We start from the raw sequence: 16,732 nt of genomic DNA, 5'->3' as shown, positions 1-16,732 counted from the left end.
GGGGAATCACCGACTTCCTGCTCCCCGAATCTGAGAGGAACAAATGGCACGCAACGAGACGGTGAAACCCGGAGACGGCCATGCCCTACCGCGCTATCGCTGGTGGCAGATGTTCTCACGCTCCCTCTTTCACCTGCGTCTCGCTGGTGAGGGTGGCGCTCCGGAGACCTGGTCCGTCGAATATCGAGCACCACCTCACGGCGCTTCCAGGCGGCCTAGCGAGCTGATCGAGGTGGTAGAAGGCTGCCAACAACGGAACCTGCCGCAGCTGCCGCGTCGCAGCCGCCCCTCGACGATCATGGCCAGTTGACCGGCGAGTTGCTCTTGTGGATTGAGGACGGCGAACCATCGACTCTGGAGTATGCGTGGTACACCGAGGAGCCGATTACAATGCTTCCCGAGCCGCGTTGCGTGGTCATCAAGGAGGCGGGACATGAAGTACCGGTTGATGAATGACTACACCGCCCGCTGGCCGTTCTGGGCAGCGGATGGGCTCTGCAGCGATGACGATCCGCAGCTGCCTGCATCTGACTATGGCAGCGTAAGTCGGACCCACCGGGGCAATCTAGGCGGGACCCACTTGGTCGTTGCCGGGGTGCCTGCGGCAATCTAAGCCGGACCCACCTCCACCGTTATCGGAACTGTGATTTCCGATTGCTGAGGGTGGAGGACGGATGGAGTCTCGGGTGGATGTGTTTGCTCGGATCCGACGTGATGCGCGCGTTGAGGGGTTGGGGATTCGGGCGCTGGCCCGCCGGCACGCGGTCGGCCTGCAGACGGTTCGACAGGCGCTCGAGTCGCCTGAACCGCCGCCGAAGAAGACGCGGGTGCGGTCGGCACCACGGCTGGACAGGTTCAAGCCCCTCATCGACGAAATGCTCCGTCAGGACTTGGACGCACCGCGGAAGCAGAAGCACACCGCGACGCGCGTGTTCGACCGGCTGATTGCCGAGCACGGGGCGACGGAGCTTTCCTACTCGACGGTCCGGAACTATGTTCGGGCCAGGCGCCCGCAGATCGATGCGGCGGCAGGCAGACGGGCTGATGTGTTCGTCCCACAGGAGCACATGCCGGGTGCCGAGGCCGAGGTCGACTTCGGTGAGGTGTGGGTGGTTCTGGCCGGGGTGAAGACGAAGTGTCACATGTTCGTGTTCCGCCTCTCGCACTCGGGCAAGGCAGTCCACCGGGTGTACTCGACGCAATCACAGGAGGCGTTCCTCGAGGGGCACATCGACTCGTTCGATGAGATCGGCGGAATCCCGACCCGGCACATCAAGTACGACAACCTCACCGCCGCCGTTCAATCGGTGCTCTACGGCCGCGGCCGGGACCGGATCGAGAACGAACGGTGGGTGCTGTTCCGCTCGCACTACGGGTTCGACTCGTTTTACTGCCAACCCGGGATCAAGGGTGCGCACGAGAAAGGCGGCGTCGAGGGTGAAGTCGGACGATTCCGCCGGAAACGACTCACGCCGATGCCGGTCGTGGGCTCGCTGGCCGAGCTCAACACGCGGATCCGGCAATGGGATGTGGAGGATGATGAACGCCGCATCGCGTCGCGGATCCGCACCGTCGGACAAGACTTCAGCGCTGAGCAAACGAAGCTGGCGCCGTTGCCGTTCGAGCGGTTCGACCCAGGGCTGACGTTGCACCCGAGGGTTGACCGGTCGGCGCTGATCACGGTGCGGATGGCGAAGTACTCAGTCCCCGCGCACCTGATCGGCCGCAACGTCCGAGTGTCGCTGCGGGCATCCGAGGTCGTTGTCTTCGACGGGCACGCCGAGATCGCCCGCCATGAACGCGTCGTCGCTCGCGGCGGCCACGCCGTGAATCTGGATCACTACCTCGAGGTGCTGCGGCACAAGCCCGGCGCGTTTCCCGGGTCCACGGCCCTTGCCCGTGCCCGCGAGTCGGGCGCGTTCACGGCCACGCACGATGCGTTCTGGCAAGCGGCCCGCAAGGTCGACGGCGACACCGCCGGCACCCGCGCCCTCATCGACGTGCTGCTCCTGCACCGGACCATGCACGCCGCCGACGTGATCGCGGGCATCCGTGCCGCTCTGACCGTCGGTGCTGTGTCCGCTGACGTGGTCGCGGTCGAAGCTCGCCTGCACGCGGCTGGGTCCGGCTTGGGCCGGCATCTCGTTGAACAGTCACCACCCGTCGAGCAGCGTGTTGTCAGTCTGACTCAACGCCGGCTTGCCGACCCCGCGGCGGTGATCGCCGGACTCCCGCCGGACACACGTCCGCTGCCGTCGGTCGCCGGCTACGACGAACTCCTACCGCGACGAGCACGACCCAACATCACTGGACCATCCGCCGATCGAGAAGGAAGCACCAGAACATGACCTCACGAGCTACTGCTGTCACCACTACCTTGCGCCGGCGGCGCGGGCTGACCGAGGAAGCTGCGTCCGCTGCCGTCGATCAAGCTTGCAGGCGGCTGCGGCTGCCGACCGTTCGTGCGGTGGTCGATGAAGCGCTCGAGACTGCCAATCGGGAGCAGCTGTCCTACCAGGGCTTCCTCGCTGAGTTACTCATGGCCGAATGTGACGACCGGGACCGGCGCTCCTCTATCCGTCGTGTCAGCGCGGCAGGCTTCCCTAGGAACAAGTGGCTCGGGGACTTCGATTTCGATGCGAACCAGAACATCAACGCTGCGACGATCCACCAACTCGCAGCTGGTGACTGGATTCGGAAGGGCGAGCCACTCTGCCTGATCGGTGACTCCGGCACAGGCAAGAGCCACCTTCTGATCGGGCTTGGCACTGCGGCCGCGGAGAAGGGATACCGAGTCAAGTACACGCTCGCGACGAAGCTGGTCAATGAGCTCGTCGAAGCCGCCGACGAGAGCCAGCTCGCCCGCACCATCGCGCGGTACGGACGCGTCGATCTTCTCTGCATTGACGAGCTCGGCTACATGGAGCTCGACCGTCGCGGCGCCGAACTACTGTTCCAGGTCCTCACCGAACGAGAGGAGAAGAACTCCGTCGCGATCGCATCAAACGAATCCTTCTCAGGTTGGACGAAGACGTTCACCGAACCGCGCCTATGTGCCGCAATCGTCGACCGGCTCACCTTCGGCGGCAGCATCATCGAGACCGGCACCGACTCCTACCGGCTCGCGCACACACGACGACTCACCGACGCCAGTTAACAAGCCCGACCTGTCGTATCAAGGCGAAGCCGATCTGCCGGCGGTTTGCGAAAGCAATCGGCCACGAGCAGCTGAGAAAGGCCTTTACCTGCATCAACAGTTCTTCCAATGCCAAATTGGTCCACTGCTAGCGGTCCTTGAAGTACCGAAAGAGGTTGCGGCGACGAATGAGCATGCCAGCAATGAGGCTGCCCAGGATCGCGCCGACGATCGTTGCCAACACGATCGGAATCGACGCCATCCTAATCACTTCCGCGTCCGATGGCGCTTGTTCAGCGGACGTTGCCAGTGCGACGGAGCCTGCCAAGAGGGCAACAGGCAGGGCGAGCCAAAGAGCCTCGACGGTGAGCATCAACAGAAGCGAAGCGCGTCTTACGCCCGAGTGCAAAGCCGACGCCAGTTCCACTCGTCGGCTGTAGACGACGCTGAGGAGCAGGAGCGCCGCGCCGATAAGTCCGACCAGGGGTCCGTAGCGAGTCAGCCGGCCCGCGAAAGCCTCCGGACCATTGAATGTTCGGCCCAGCGATGAGTTGAGCTGGGTCAGCTGTACTTCGGTCTCACGGGGCGCGTTCACAGAGACGACTGGTGCGGTGAATGAACTGGGGTCGGAAAGCGATGGCCAGATATCAACCCAGCATTCGTCAAAGGGACCGCTCGCCGTGACGGGCACTATGACTGCGTACTCTAGATCGCTGCGTCGACCGTCCGGCGGCCAGTCGTAGATGGCTGCCACGCGGGCTTCGCCAGTCGTTGTAGAAACTGAGTCACCGGGTGACAGCGCCAATTCGTCCGCTACCGCACGTGAGAGCACAAGCCCGTCGTTGGCTGGCCTGGCGTGGATCAGCCTGAGCAGGCCAGGAGAACCTTCAAAGCTGAGGATGCTGTTCGAGGGGAGTGCGTCGAACCGGATGCGCTGCTCGCTTTCTCGGAGGGCTCCGGCTTCGGCCACTGCTCTCGTACGTGGCATTCCATCGCAGGCGCGGGCGTCGATCTCCGCGGCCGCGTTGACGATATAGACCGATGCACCAGTCGTCCGAAAATTCTCGGCTTCGTCAACGAGCTGACCAATTGCACGAGTTTCTAAGACGACCAATCCAATGGTGATGAGAGAGAGCACGCACAAGACCGCGAAAGAGCGTAAGGGGCTCGCGAATGCATTTCGCCACGCCTCGGAGAATATTGAAGACGCTCTCATCCGAGACCGCCAAGCTCAATGCGACGGGAGCACTCATCGCGGACTCGCGGATCGTGCGTGGCAATCATTACAATATGGCCGGCTTCTGCGAGACCGTCCAAGATTGAAATAACTGCCTCGGCGCTGATGGCGTCCAACTGCGCCGTGGGCTCGTCCATAAGGATCAGATCAGGGTCGCAGGCGATCGCTCGTGCCATCATCAAGCGTTGTGCCTCGCCTCCGGATAGTTGTCCGAATGTGTGATCGCTGACGGCCTCAAGGCGCACACGCGACAGCAGTTCACGCGCACGCGTTTCAGCGTCCCGACGGCGTGCACCCTTCGCGAGCAAAGGAAGCACCACGTGGTCAACTGCCGTGCGACCAGGGACACCGTGCGGATTCTGGAAGACCCACTGGGTCGTGTTGATCCCGAGCGCCTCCAACGTCCCCGCGCGCGGATCGGCGAACCCACCGAGAATGCTCAATAGTGTGCTCTTTCCGCTCCCAGATGGCCCCGTGATCGCGACTAGGTCACCACCCTGAGCTTTGAAACTCAGCCCACTAAAGAGAGGGCGGTCGACGTCGAACCAGTGAGAGAGCCCACGCGCCGTCAGTTGCACGTCATCCTCGACGAGGAATCTACGATCGCTACGTTCGGGGGTAATGTATCGGCCAACGTACGAATGAGCACCCGACCCAATGTTGACGCCACAACCTCGACCGCGTACTTCCGGTCACCGTCAGACACGCATGAAGCGTCGGTGCCTGCGCCAATCAGGGCGCTAGCCGGGACTGCGCTGACCGCGATGGGGGCGGCAAGCTCGAATGCGGCCGTTAGTTTCACGTCTCCACCGCTTGAGACAACTGCCTCATATTCAGGTGTGGCGAGGATTCGGGCAATAGCGTCTGGAGCCGTCACCGTGGTACTGCCACTCGGAACAGAGACTTCAACATCGCCGACTCTCAAGACCCGCTCACCATCAATGGTGATCGCGTTGGCCCCTTTGATAGCAAAGCCACTGACGGTACCGCCGAGCTGAGCAACCGGAGCCCCCGGTGACACAGCCACACCAAGCTGCGATGGGCAGGCGTCGACCGTGACCGAACTCGTCGGTAGCCAGATGACATCAGCCAAAGGCAGAGTGCCTTCTGACTCGAGTCCATTCGCGATGCGAAGTGCACGCATTTGGGTCGAAGTGCTGGTGCCGAAATATTGGTCAACATCGACCGGGTAGCCGAGCCTGGTCAGCTCATTCTCAAGCGCCTGCACATCGGCGCCTTCATCTCCCGGCTGGAGGTCGCGCCACAGCGGAATACTGGTATGCAAGAGCATCACCGGCACTCCGTCTATGGCTATCGGTGCGGTGCCAGAGTTCCAAGACGCTCCAGGTGCGCAATCGACGGCAGTCAGAACGCCCGAGCGGTAGGGGGCAAGGCCACGACTGGGGGTCTGCTCGGCGACGAGCTCCACACTGATCGGGTCGCCATAATCAGAGGATTCGACCGGCACGATTACGGGCCCCGTGTGCGCTTCCAGCGTCGAGGGCGACGCGGCGGGGACAGCAACCACACCTATGCCGATACCGCAGGAAAGGGCTACGAGGCCGACAAGGATCGCGGTCCCGGCCTTATCCGTGCGGGTTGGTGAGGCACTCGAAGGCTTCGGGCTGGTCTGGGCGGAATTCTGGCGACTCACTGAGCTCTTTCTCGAGATCGTCTACATCGTAGTCGTCTTCCACAATGCCGTTCCGAATGAGGCAATCGACTGCGGGCGCTAGTGGATCGCCATTTGACGGATTCTGCAGCATGTTCACGTAGAGCGGCTCAATGAGGTTCTTGGTACCGAACAAGCATGTCTCCTCTGCCGATGAGACACTGGTGCCGTTCCCCGCTGGATACGAAATCGCGTACTGGTAGCTCCCCGAGGCCTGAAGCTCTGCCGACGCCTGTAAGCCGGATTCATTGAGGCAATCGACATAGCGCTGCGCGGCTTCGTCGTACTCCTGCCGAGATATCTTGCCGTCAGCAAGGACATCACGCTCGAAATCTGATGTCGCCTCTTCGCGCGCCTGTTGGATTTCCGCAGAGTACGGAGCGTCCGAGTTTTCAGTGGCTTGAGCCGCGCAACCTGTGACGCTCAGAATGAACGCCACAGGCAGCACGAGCTGAATTGCTCTGGGCATGCTCTAGAACGATACCCAGCTACTACCGTCGCGGCGGAAGTCGTGGCCTGAATCCGAGCCGTTCGAGTTCGTGACGGACGACGACGAGGCCTGCGCGCCGGTGTAGTGCGTGGGCGCAGAAGAGATGTAGCGCCAGATGCCTGCCTGGACCCAGGCACATTGACCGCCACGATCGAAGACGTACGTCGATGTCGACGTCTTCGACGGAGTCGGCAAGCATCCGGCTTGTTGCCCTGCCTGTGCCGGTGCCGCGAGCCCCAACGTGGCCGCGAGAATCAACGCCCCGGTGAAACCAATGGAAAGTGCCTTGCGCATACAACCCCCCAAAATTATGCCTAGCGGCGTCGCTAGGCACTGAAAGGCTGACCAGTCCCGGCACGTTTGGCAAGTCCTCTCAAGAGCCGACTCGAACCAGCTCGGCTAGCACCACTATGCTATCGCGGCATTTGCCAAGGGCTATGCCTCCCACCGTCTAGAAATTCACCACGAGGGCAACATGCTGCAGCGGCCTGACGGTCAAGCTTCAATGTGAACCAACTGTTCGGCAAGACAAAGGACGTCGCCGAACCCGGCGCCGCCGGTGCGGTGAACAACGACACCATCTAGGTGTACCCGGCCATCAGGTCTAAACGGTGGCCTCATCGAAGATGTCAGGCCCAACCCTGGCCGCGATGAGCGTCTGGGTGGTCTCCCCTTAGATTGCCAACCTGGTCCTGAACTCGGTTGACATTCTCATGCATCGCTGGCCGCCAAACTCCGGGCGTGGGCGGCTACCTTCAACCAAGACTTTGACTACATGACCGGGTGGCCGACGGCAAGGCTCGCGGATGAGCACGAGAAGGAAGGCCAACGCCTCTACGAGAACGTGAAGCGTGCACTGCCGAACGACTCGATCACCTTGGAGTACTGGGAGAAGGCCCGCCGCGACTCGTCATAGAGCGGGCGCGGGAGGGGTCGACAGTCCGTTTGAATGAACGTAAAGGTGACCGAGGTGCCTCGCGGGCGGAAATCGCCAGCCAGCCGGATAAGGTTGCGGCGAACGATCCAGCCCTGATCGCGTGATCCGGCGTGGTCGACGGATTCAACGAACAGCTCGAACCGCCGCTCGCCCCTTTCTTGGGCCAGCCACGCGATGACTACTTCGACCGAGTCCGTTTGATGAGCAGGAACCACTCGCCGGTCGACCTACCAGACGGTGCCGCCGCCGACCGAGATGCCGCCCCACGTGAGCGCGATGAAGATCGCGGCGAACACGACGGGCGCGATGCCCTTGCCGCTGCGCGCGAGCCCCTTGAGGAGGGCGATCACGGCCAGGATTGCGGCGACGATCGAGAGGCCGCCGCCGAGGATCAGCCCGATGAACAGCGGGATGGGCATGAGCACGAGGCCGGCCAGCGCGAACCAGAACGCGGCCCAGGCAGTCGGATTGGAGGGGCGTTCGACGGAGTAGGACATGCTTCATTATCTCGTGTCCGCAGCCCGTGAGACCCACGCTGCTCGTCCAGCTGCGGCGACCACCCGATGCTCCCCGTGTGGCCACGATCGGACGAGAGAGGCGGCTCGAAGGGCGGTCCGCGAAACGGCAGCAAGCAAAGTTGGTGAAAACGCCCGCAGGGGTGCGGCGGATTCTGATGGTCGACGCAACAGATCAGGTGTTTGCGGGCTATCGGAGTGCCGGCAGCGGGGTGCGGTGTTCGGCTCGCGGGCGTCGGGCGGGGGTGTCGTAGCCGGGCTGCTTCCGCGGCCGGTTGTTGATCTCGGCGACCACCCGGCTATGCGACGCACGTCCATGCACACCGCATACCCGTATGCAGGTGGCAGGGTGTAGATGTCCAACTGAAGCGGGGGATCACTATGGAGTGGGTAGTTGTGGCGCTGGTTGTCGTCGTCGTGCTCGCTGCCGTCGTGACGACGCTATTCGTCCGCGAGCGCCGGAATCGTTCGCTTGGCGAGCATCACTCGCAGGCCCACGGAGATGCGTCTCATGCTGAGGCGATGGGGCGTGCTTCTGCGGCGGGTGCTTCGCGTGGCACCGGGGTCGGAAGCGGGAGTCCCTGACTCGTCCGCGCGTCGCCAAGACAACGGTCGTTTATGCACTGCAAACGCTGGGGCATGATTGCTTCATGCGTGATGCTCCGAGGCCACCGCTCCATGGGGCCGCGATGGTGGGCCTGGGGGTGAGTCTCGCGCTGCTGCTCGTCGGCTGCACACCCTCAGTTGAGGCCGAGCAAGGACCCATCCGGGCGACGGCGACGCTGTTCCAGAATTGGGATGGCCGCTGCGGGTTTGGTCTTCACGTTGAGAATATCGGAGTAGAGCCAGTTCACTTCCTGCAGGGCGACTTCGAGTCCGTCGGAGGCGTGAGCACTCTCGAATGGGATGTTCCCTTTAGGGGTAAACCTGTCCCTGAGGGATACGACCTCACGATCAAACTCCCGCCCACAATCGAGCCCGGCGATGGTGTGCGGATAGCGTTCGTTGCGAATTGCGATGGAGAGCCGCTCGAAATTGTGGTGAAGCCGATTGGACTGGACCCGATCCGGCTGACTCCGTTCGCTTCGAGGGCTCCATCTAGTCCTGGATGACTCACACAGTAGAAGAGACCAGAACTCATCGGGGCAATGCAGGGCTGCCGACCGGCGTACGCGCCGACCCCGGGCGCCTCGATGAGCGCCGATTCCGAACCGCGTCGTGCATCTCCGATATCGCGTCAGAACCTGAGCTTCCAAGGCGTAGCCAGGCGGGTTGCACCTCGGGCACGACCCGGAAGTCCTCACACAGCGTTCCACCGATTTACTCGCTCGCGACTCACGTCGGGTCGACCGTTGCATGGTGCCGGGCATCCCACTCGGTCTCGCGCAGAGCGTAGACATCCGTGTCGGCCCAGCGGCCCTTGAACCAGATGTTGGCGACGAAGTGCGCCTCCTTGCGCATTCCGAGTCGACGGCAGAGCGCGACGGATGCCGCATTTTGCGGGTCCACCTCGGCGACGATGCGATGCAGGCCGATGGACTCGAATCCCAGCCGAAGCACCTCCGTCGCCGCCTCGGTCGCGTAGCCCTGGCCCGAGTGGTCGGGGTGGAACGCCCAGCCGATCTCGGCGCACCCGTGCTCGGCGCGCTTGAGGCTGAAGTACAGATCCCCGATCACGCGCGCATCATCCCTGCGTTCCACCGCGAGTTCCAGGAAGTCGCCGTCGGATGCGAGGGTCGACTGCTGCGACCACGTCGCGATCCTCGCGGCGACGGTCCGGCGATCGCGCGGATGGTAAAGGAGGTACTCGCAGACGTCGGCCCGTGACTGGTAGTCGAGGATGTCATCGAAGTCGGCCTCGCGCATGATGCGGAGCCGGAGGCGTTCGGTGAGTGTCTCCTCGAACTGGAAGGGGATGCGGAAGTCAGGGCGCTCGCTCACGCCGCCGAGTCTAAGGGGCGCCTCAGACCGAGGAGGCGCACGGTCGACCCGAAACCCAACGTGCTCCCGAGTGAGACGGGTGCAGTGGGCACTTGCCGCCCTCACCCTCGTCGCGTACCTGACGCTGCCGCTCGGGTCCGCGAGCTCCGTGCAGCTCCTGCCGACGCTGCTGGTCGGCCTCGTCTACGCCGCCGTCGTCGTGGCCGTCGTGGTCCCGCTCGCGCATCTCGGCATGCCGTTTCCGCACGTGCTCCGCGAGGGTCTCAGCACGCTCGCGGTCACGATGTTCACGGCCACCCGTGCGACCTCCGGGCGGAAAAGGCTGCTGACGTGCTGACCGCATACGTGCCTCGCTCGAATGCCGAGGCGCCTGCTCCTGGTGAGCGGTTCGACGTACACGCTACGAGTCTCAGAGACCTCGGAGCGCGGCTTCGAGCCGAGATGGATCGGCAGTAGTTGGTCGGGTTCCGCGACGCGGCCCCACCTTCACGCGGCGTAGCCGGCGTCGACCGAGATCGCGGAGCCAGTGATGAAGCGGCCGGCCGGACCGCAGAGGTGCGCGACCGCGAGGGCGATGTCGTGCGGTGCAGCGTAGGCACGAATCGCCATGTACGGCAGCTCGATCTCCGCGTCAGGCCCCGAGGCGGGATTCGCGTCGGTGTCGGTATTGCCGGGGTTGACGAGCGACACGGCGATACCACGGGGGCCGAGGTCGCGAGCGAGCGCTCGCGTGAGCCCGAGAAGCGATGCTTTCGTGGCGGCGTACAGAGCCAACCCCTCGTATGGCGTGCGCTCGAGGAAGCAAGTGCCGATGTTGACGATGCGACCGCCGTCCGGCAGGTGACGAGCAGCAGCGCGGGCGATCATCAAAGGTGCCCGCACGTGCAATGCGATGGTCTGATCGATCGTGGCGACGTTCAGATCCTCGAGAGCACCGGTGGGGAAGATCCCGGCGTTGTTCACCACGATGTCGAGACGGCCAAAGGCTTCGAGCGCAGCCGTGACCAACGCCTCAGGGCCCTCCGGCGTACTGAGGTCGGCGCGAATAGCTACTATCTCCCGCCCGGCCCTGCGGGCGCGGTCGACCACGTTCATCGCCGCGTCGCGGCCACTGCGATAGCTGATCACCACTCGAATGCCGCGGGCCGACAGTTCTTCCGCGATTGCCGCGCCGATCCCGCGACTGCCTCCGGTAACGAGAGCCACCGAGCCTGCATTCATCATCAAGCCTCCAGAGTTTATGTATCGATCACTGCATAAAGTATGCTCGCAAATATGACGACCGCCAGTCAACCCAAGCGCGGTCGCCCGCGAAAGTTCGACCGCGACCAGGCATTGCGGCAGGCCCTCGATCTGTTCTGGCGGCACGGCTATGAGGGCGTTGCGATCAGCGCCCTCACCGCTGAGCTCGGCATTGGCAGCACGAGCTTGTACGCCGCCTTCGGCTCCAAACGCGCGCTCTTTGACGAGTGTCTGGCGCTCTACAATGCCGAATCGGCGCCCATAGTTCGCGGGCTTGCGGCGCCCCGGTCGACGCGGGTCGCCGTCGAGATGCTGCTCCGTGACAGCGCTGACGCCTATACCTCTGAGGAAAGCACCGCTGGCTGCCTGCTCGATTTCGCCGCCAATTGCTGCGCTCCCGAGAATGACGAGGTGCGACGCGCTGTGCTTGAACTGCGCAAGGAGGATCACCTCGCGGTGCGACGGCGGCTCCAGCGCGGGGTGGACGTTGGTGACGTCGCCGCTAGCACCGATGTGGACGCACTCGCGGGTTACTTGATGACAGTCCTCCGCGGCATGTCGATGGAGTCTCGGGACGGTGCCACCCGGACCCACCTCCACCGCACCGTCGACCTTGCCCTTGCCGGCTGGGACACACTGACTACCCTTCGCGGTCAGGCGTCTCGTGGATGAGGTGAATGATTCCTCAGTGAAGCTCGCGTCCCGATTCTCAGACTCGACACTCGAGCACCGAATGCCCGCAAGGGGTCCGCTTGCGCACGACCGTGGGCGGGCCCCATTCGAACTGCGGGCGGGCGCTGCGCTTCAGATAGCGCTCACTGTGTGAATCCGGTCGCGTCGTGCATCATTCAGATATGCCTGGCAACAGGGTTCACCGCGCTTGGCATCACTGTTCTGGTCAAACCTGCACGGTGGGCCGAGGAGTTTCGGAAGCTCGGCGAGCTTACGTTCGGCCGGAGAGTCTCTGATGCCGTGTACCAGCCGGGGAACCTGAAGTGGCTGCCGTCTTGTTCGTGACTATTGGACCGATCTTCGCGATTACGGGGATCGTCCGATTTGTTACCGTCAGGGCCGGGACCTGACCATAGACGATCGGACGGCCGAACGGATCCCCATGAGGGACACGAGTGGCCAGCCGCCTTCTGCATTGCGTAGTCTCGGCGCGTGACTTCTCCGTCACGGGCTGATGCGCGATCGTTCCACGTACTTGAGCATCACGCTACGGGCGTCCCGCAGCCGTCTCCTTCTTGATTCCCGGTCGATCGGAACTGGGGCAACGATTCGTGCCCGTGGTTCGGGTTTCGTGGTCACCGGTAGCGGCACCGACACCGACACCGACAACGACACCGACGGGCATACTACGCTGATGGGAAGTTTCGAAATCCAGCGTGACGTCACCGCCGGAGTCCACCGGGTATTCGCTGCATTGGTCGACGTGAGACTGATGCCCGACTGGTACTCCGCGGTCACGGCCGTGAACGAGCTCACTCCGCCTCCTGTGAACCTCGGCTCCCGATTCCGGATCCGCCGGGCACTTCCCGGTGGTGAGGTCACCAACGTCGCGCACGTCGCCGAGTTCGAGCCGGATCACGTCTTCACCCTGGCCAGTGTGGAAGGACCGACACCGTTCATCTACCGCTACATGCTTACGCCGCACCCGCGAGGCACCACCATCACGCTGCATGGAGAGATATCGGCGGAGGGTCTGCCCGGACCCGCCCGGATCGTCGGCGCCCTCGCTCCGCGACTGTTCGCACGCGGCATGGCCGACAACCTCGATCGATTCCGGACAATGATCGAACAGGAATCCACCCCACCCGACGCCTAAGCGTGCTGCACCGCGTCGGGCGGGGGGAATGCTGTCTCCGTCAATCCGGGCGACAGTTGCCTCCGGTCACAGGGCCGTGCGCGGATCCACCCGTTCCAGGTGCCATGTCTTGGCCACGATGCGGAACCGCTCCTCATCACGGACGAACGAGAGATGGTCGACGAAGATCTCGTCCAGAACCCGCAGCCGCACCTTGACGACCGCGACCGCCGGGGACAGCCAATCGACGAGCAGGATCTCCTCTTCCCGCCGTTGACCTGCAGCCGCGGGTGCCTGACGCGCAGCGACGACGGACCGCCAGGAGGCGAGGGGCTCCTCGAACAGGGTGCCCTGGTCCGCGTCGAACAAGCTCGCTGAGGGATGGAACACCTCATCGAGCAGGCCCACATCGCCGGTGTGCAACAGCCGGAAGTACACATCCACCGCCTCGAGGAGTGCCTCCTGAGTCGCCGGGTCAGCAGTTTGCAACGTGTCGTTGTTCGAAGTCATAGGCCGACGATAGCGACGTCATTCCCCGCGCGAATCCTCCGTCCTGGCCAAGGAGCGTCGATATTCTGCCAACGCCCCCCTCCTCGTTCAGTGGTGCAGGGGGCGGCGCCTCAGCGCCATTACGGTTCCGTTGACAGAGCTATGATCGCGGCAACTCAGACAGCCGTGGCCCACGGGCCGCCGATTCCAAGGACCGCTTTCCGCCAGAGGCCGTCTCGAGGATGAGGCAGATTGATCAGGGAGGGTGTTGACATTGCCTGCATGTGCGACGGATCGGAAGTGGCAACAGTGAATTCACGTATCGAAGACCCGGATGCGAGCCCGATTTCGATGGGGCCCGTTGAGGCGCGAGAGTTGCTCGACCATACTGCTCGGCTGGCGATGGAGCTCTTTCGAGACATGGAGGCAGGACCGGTTGCGCCAGGGGGTGACTCTGGATCGTGGTTGGCAGGGTACGACTTTGAATCACCAAGAGATCCGCAGATCGTTCTTTCCGACGCAGCCGCACACCTCGTGCACTCGGGTGTACACCCAACACATCCGCGGTACTTCGGACTGTTCAATCCCACTCCGACATGGCCGGCGATCGCGGCCGATCTGTTGACTGCGACCATAAATCCGCAACTCGCTGCGTATAGCCATGCCCCAGCGGCGGTCGACCTGGAGCAGCATGTTCTGCGTTTCATCTCGGAACGGCTGGGTATGCCGGACTCCAGCCTCGGAGGCTTCACATCGGGTGGCGCGGAAGCCAATCACACGGCAACTATCGTCGCCCTGACACGGCTCATCCCCGACTTCGCAAGCGCCGGGCTTGGTGGTGCACGGGCTCGTCCCGTACTGTACGCGTCAGCTGAGAGCCACCTCGCCTGGTTGAAGATCGCTCACGCATGCGGCCTGGGCCGCGACGCGGTCCGGTTGATTCGTGTCGATGACCAGCAGCGCATGCTTCTTCCAGCTCTGCATGGCGCCTACCAGGAAGACGTCGCCGCTGGATTCCTGCCATTCATGGTCGTCGGCACGGCAGGGACCACGGGTGCTGGAGCCATCGATCCCCTCAACGAACTTGGGGGTTTCGCGGCGGAGACCGACATGCATCTTCATGTGGACGCGGCTTGGGCCGGTTCAGTCGCATTGTCCGATCATCATCGTCCCCTGCTTGCTGGAATCGAGCGGGCCGACACTGTGACCGTTGATGCGCACAAATGGATGTCGGTACCGATGGGAGCGGGGATGATCTTCAGCCGTGATGCCGACGCTGTGAAGGAAGCGTTTCACGTCACCACGTCATATATGCCTTCACAATCCTCAACGGGGTTGGACCCCTACACCACGAGCATGCAGTGGTCCCGGAGGCTCATCGGATTGAAAGTCTTCGCAAGCCTGGCCAGCTTTGGCCGGGTCGGGTACGCAAGGCAGATCGACGACGACTTCGAGCTGAGTCGCTATGTCGCGCAGCGCGCTTCCGACTCGGGCTGGGAACGCGTAAACGCCAGCCCATTGCCTGTGGTGTGCATCGTGGATCCGCGCATTGATGCCCTCGGGCCCGATCAGAGCTGGGAATGGCACAGCGCGATCGCTTCGCACGTCGTCGCCGGGGGCGAGGCATGGATCAGTCCCGTACGGGTCGCCGGCCGGCCGGCCTTGCGCATCTGTATCACCAGCTATCGAAGCACCGAAGCCGACGTCGACAGACTCTTCGACGCCATCGAGCACGGAAGAGAAGCCCTTGCCGAGAGCTAGGGTCTCGTCCCTGATCTAAGCCAGGTGTCCGCCGCGTAACTCCGTGGTCGACCTAGGTGCGCCGACCGTCGCTTGCGTGAGAACTACAGGCGCCGCCTACCCCTGCACCATGTCCGTGAACCGCGAGAAGTGCCCGTGGAACGCGACCGTGATCGTGCGGGTCGGACCGTTACGGTGCTTGGCGACGATCAGGTCGGCCTCGCCGGCGCGCGGGCTGTCACGCTCGTAGGCGCTCTCGCGGTGCAGCAGAATCACCATGTCGGCGTCTTGCTCGATCGAGCCCGACTCACGCAGGTCGCTGAGCGCGGGCATCTTGTCGGCGCGCTGCTCGGGGCCACGGTTCAGCTGCGACAGGGCGATGACCGGCACCTGCAGCTCTTTCGCGAGCAGCTTCAGCGCACGCGAGAACTCCGACACCTCTTGCTGGCGGCTCTCGACGCGCTTGCCGCTCGTCATGAGCTGCAGGTAGTCGATGACGACCATCTTCAGCCCGACCCGCTGCTTGAGACGCCGGCACTTTGCGCGGATCTCGACGAGCGTCATGTTGGGGGAGTCATCGAGGTACAGCGGAGCGTCGTTGATGCGGCCGCGCGTCGCCGCGATGGTCGTCCAGTCGCGGGAGTCGACGGTTCCCTTTCGCATCATCTGCAGGGGCACGGATGCCTCGGCGGAGAGCAGACGCATGGCGATCTCGCTCTTGCCCATCTCGAGCGAGAAGAATACGGACGGCAGGCCGTTGGTGATCGAGGCGGCACGCGCGAAGTCGAGGGCGAGCGTCGACTTACCCATGGCGGGGCGGGCAGCCACGATGATCATCTGCCCGGGGTGGAACCCGTTGGTCAGGTCGTCGAGGTCGGCGAACCCGGTGGGCACGCCAGTGAACTTGCCGTCGGTGTGCTTGGCCGCCTCGATCTCATCGATCGCCGCGGTCACGGCATCGGACAACGGTACGTAGTCTTCGGTTTCGACGGAACCCGTGACCGAGTAGATCTCGGCCTGGGCGTTGTTGACGAGGTCGGTGACCTCGCCCTCACCCTGGTAGCCCATCTGCACGATGCGGGTGCCAGCTTCGACCAGGCGGCGGAGCAGCGCCCGCTCGGCCACGATCGAGGAGTAGAAGCCCGCGTTGGCCGCGGTCGGCACGATGCTCGTGAGGGTGTGCAGGTACTCCACGCCGCCGGCACGCTGCAGGTCGCCGATCTTCGTGAGCTCGTCGGTGACGGCGATGACGTCGGTCGGCTCACCGTGCGAGTACAACGTGAGGATTGCGTTGAAGACGACCTCGTGCTTCGGCACGTAGAAGTCGACGCCGCGCACGGTCTCGATGACGTCGGCGACCGCATCTTTCGAGAGCATCATGCCGCCGAGCGCGCTCTGCTCGGCGAGGAGGTCGTGAGGAGGAACGCGTTCGCCTCGTCGGGCCTCACCGTCGTCTGCCGGTTCAGCGAGCCCGATGTGCGCGATCGACAAGTTCATGACCTCCGGTTCGGCTCGAACGGGCGAGC

General features: G+C 63.6%; 18 protein-coding genes. 8 read left to right on the top strand and 10 right to left on the bottom strand.

The window, feature by feature from the left end; translation table 11 throughout:
• Positions 1–674 precede the first annotated feature (674 nt).
• The gene (istA, locus tag AC1C2U_RS10245; RefSeq protein ID WP_495361632.1) at positions 675–2,348 is read left to right on the top strand and encodes an IS21 family transposase; all 1,674 of its coding nucleotides are present in this window, start codon (positions 675–677) and stop codon (positions 2,346–2,348) included.
• Entirely contained in the window at positions 2,345–3,157 is an 813-nt protein-coding gene (gene istB, locus AC1C2U_RS10240) for an IS21-like element helper ATPase IstB (protein WP_495354363.1), read from the top strand. Before istA ends, istB begins: the two co-directional genes overlap by 4 nt.
• 127 nt (positions 3,158–3,284) lie before the next feature.
• Here the strand turns inward: istB and AC1C2U_RS10235 are convergent, their stop codons facing one another.
• The 5 genes from AC1C2U_RS10235 to AC1C2U_RS10215 form a co-directional block, all read right to left on the bottom strand.
• A complete protein-coding gene (locus tag AC1C2U_RS10235) occupies positions 3,285–4,274 on the bottom strand; it encodes a hypothetical protein (RefSeq protein WP_495354364.1) in 990 nt (329 codons plus the stop codon).
• 74 nt (positions 4,275–4,348) lie between these two features.
• Positions 4,349–4,951, bottom strand: a complete 603-nt coding sequence (locus AC1C2U_RS10230; protein WP_495354365.1) for an ATP-binding cassette domain-containing protein — start codon at positions 4,949–4,951, stop codon at positions 4,349–4,351.
• On the bottom strand, positions 4,942–5,841 hold the full coding sequence (locus AC1C2U_RS10225) for a peptidoglycan-binding domain-containing protein (RefSeq protein ID WP_495354366.1): 900 nt from the start codon (positions 5,839–5,841) through the stop codon (positions 4,942–4,944). Before AC1C2U_RS10225 ends, AC1C2U_RS10230 begins: the two co-directional genes overlap by 10 nt.
• A 118-nt stretch (positions 5,842–5,959) precedes the next feature.
• Positions 5,960–6,514: a hypothetical protein gene (locus AC1C2U_RS10220; RefSeq protein ID WP_495361631.1), complete on the bottom strand. Its 555-nt coding sequence runs from the start codon at positions 6,512–6,514 to the stop codon at positions 5,960–5,962.
• 3 nt (positions 6,515–6,517) lie between these two features.
• Positions 6,518–6,829, bottom strand: coding sequence for a hypothetical protein (locus AC1C2U_RS10215; RefSeq protein ID WP_495354368.1), 312 nt, complete (start codon positions 6,827–6,829; stop codon positions 6,518–6,520).
• 481 nt (positions 6,830–7,310) lie between these two features.
• Between AC1C2U_RS10215 and AC1C2U_RS10210 the strand changes: the two genes are divergently transcribed.
• Positions 7,311–7,451, top strand: a complete 141-nt coding sequence (locus AC1C2U_RS10210; protein ID WP_495361630.1) for a hypothetical protein — start codon at positions 7,311–7,313, stop codon at positions 7,449–7,451.
• Positions 7,452–7,699: 248 nt separating this feature from the next.
• Here AC1C2U_RS10210 and AC1C2U_RS10205 read toward each other — a convergent pair whose 3' ends face one another.
• Positions 7,700–7,969 (bottom strand): hypothetical protein, encoded by a 270-nt coding sequence (locus tag AC1C2U_RS10205; protein WP_495361629.1) that lies wholly within the window; start codon positions 7,967–7,969, stop codon positions 7,700–7,702.
• Positions 7,970–8,637: 668 nt separating this feature from the next.
• Here AC1C2U_RS10205 and AC1C2U_RS10200 point away from each other — a divergent pair.
• A complete protein-coding gene (locus AC1C2U_RS10200; protein WP_495361628.1) occupies positions 8,638–9,099 on the top strand; it encodes a hypothetical protein in 462 nt (153 codons plus the stop codon).
• A 223-nt stretch (positions 9,100–9,322) separates the two neighbouring features.
• On the opposite strand, the gene AC1C2U_RS10195 is transcribed toward AC1C2U_RS10200, so the two are convergent.
• Positions 9,323–9,928, bottom strand: coding sequence for a GNAT family N-acetyltransferase (locus AC1C2U_RS10195; protein WP_495361627.1), 606 nt, complete (start codon positions 9,926–9,928; stop codon positions 9,323–9,325).
• A 79-nt stretch (positions 9,929–10,007) separates the two neighbouring features.
• Between AC1C2U_RS10195 and AC1C2U_RS10190 the strand changes: the two genes are divergently transcribed.
• Complete coding sequence (locus tag AC1C2U_RS10190) at positions 10,008–10,265, top strand: hypothetical protein (protein WP_495361626.1); 258 nt, start codon at positions 10,008–10,010, stop codon at positions 10,263–10,265.
• Positions 10,266–10,414: 149 nt separating this feature from the next.
• Here AC1C2U_RS10190 and AC1C2U_RS10185 read toward each other — a convergent pair whose 3' ends face one another.
• Positions 10,415–11,149: an SDR family NAD(P)-dependent oxidoreductase gene (locus AC1C2U_RS10185; protein WP_495361979.1), complete on the bottom strand. Its 735-nt coding sequence runs from the start codon at positions 11,147–11,149 to the stop codon at positions 10,415–10,417.
• A gap of 42 nt (positions 11,150–11,191) precedes the next feature.
• On the opposite strand from AC1C2U_RS10185, the gene AC1C2U_RS10180 reads away from it, so the two are divergent.
• Together AC1C2U_RS10180 and AC1C2U_RS10175 are read left to right on the top strand one after the other, a co-directional pair.
• Complete coding sequence (locus AC1C2U_RS10180) at positions 11,192–11,842, top strand: TetR/AcrR family transcriptional regulator (RefSeq protein WP_495361625.1); 651 nt, start codon at positions 11,192–11,194, stop codon at positions 11,840–11,842.
• Between the two features lie 694 nt (positions 11,843–12,536).
• On the top strand, positions 12,537–12,998 hold the full coding sequence (locus AC1C2U_RS10175; protein ID WP_495361624.1) for an SRPBCC family protein: 462 nt from the start codon (positions 12,537–12,539) through the stop codon (positions 12,996–12,998).
• Between the two features lie 66 nt (positions 12,999–13,064).
• Here the strand turns inward: AC1C2U_RS10175 and AC1C2U_RS10170 are convergent, their stop codons facing one another.
• On the bottom strand, positions 13,065–13,487 hold the full coding sequence (locus AC1C2U_RS10170) for a nuclear transport factor 2 family protein (RefSeq protein WP_495361623.1): 423 nt from the start codon (positions 13,485–13,487) through the stop codon (positions 13,065–13,067).
• Positions 13,488–13,748: 261 nt separating this feature from the next.
• On the opposite strand from AC1C2U_RS10170, the gene AC1C2U_RS10165 reads away from it, so the two are divergent.
• Positions 13,749–15,227: a pyridoxal phosphate-dependent decarboxylase family protein gene (locus AC1C2U_RS10165; RefSeq protein WP_495361622.1), complete on the top strand. Its 1,479-nt coding sequence runs from the start codon at positions 13,749–13,751 to the stop codon at positions 15,225–15,227.
• Positions 15,228–15,323: 96 nt separating this feature from the next.
• Here AC1C2U_RS10165 and dnaB read toward each other — a convergent pair whose 3' ends face one another.
• Positions 15,324–16,697, bottom strand: coding sequence for a replicative DNA helicase (gene dnaB, locus AC1C2U_RS10160; protein ID WP_495361978.1), 1,374 nt, complete (start codon positions 16,695–16,697; stop codon positions 15,324–15,326).
• Positions 16,698–16,732 lie beyond the last annotated feature (35 nt).

The sequence above is a fragment of the Agromyces sp. Y575 genome (assembly GCF_059445445.1).
This window is presented reverse-complemented; position numbering and strand designations above follow the sequence as displayed.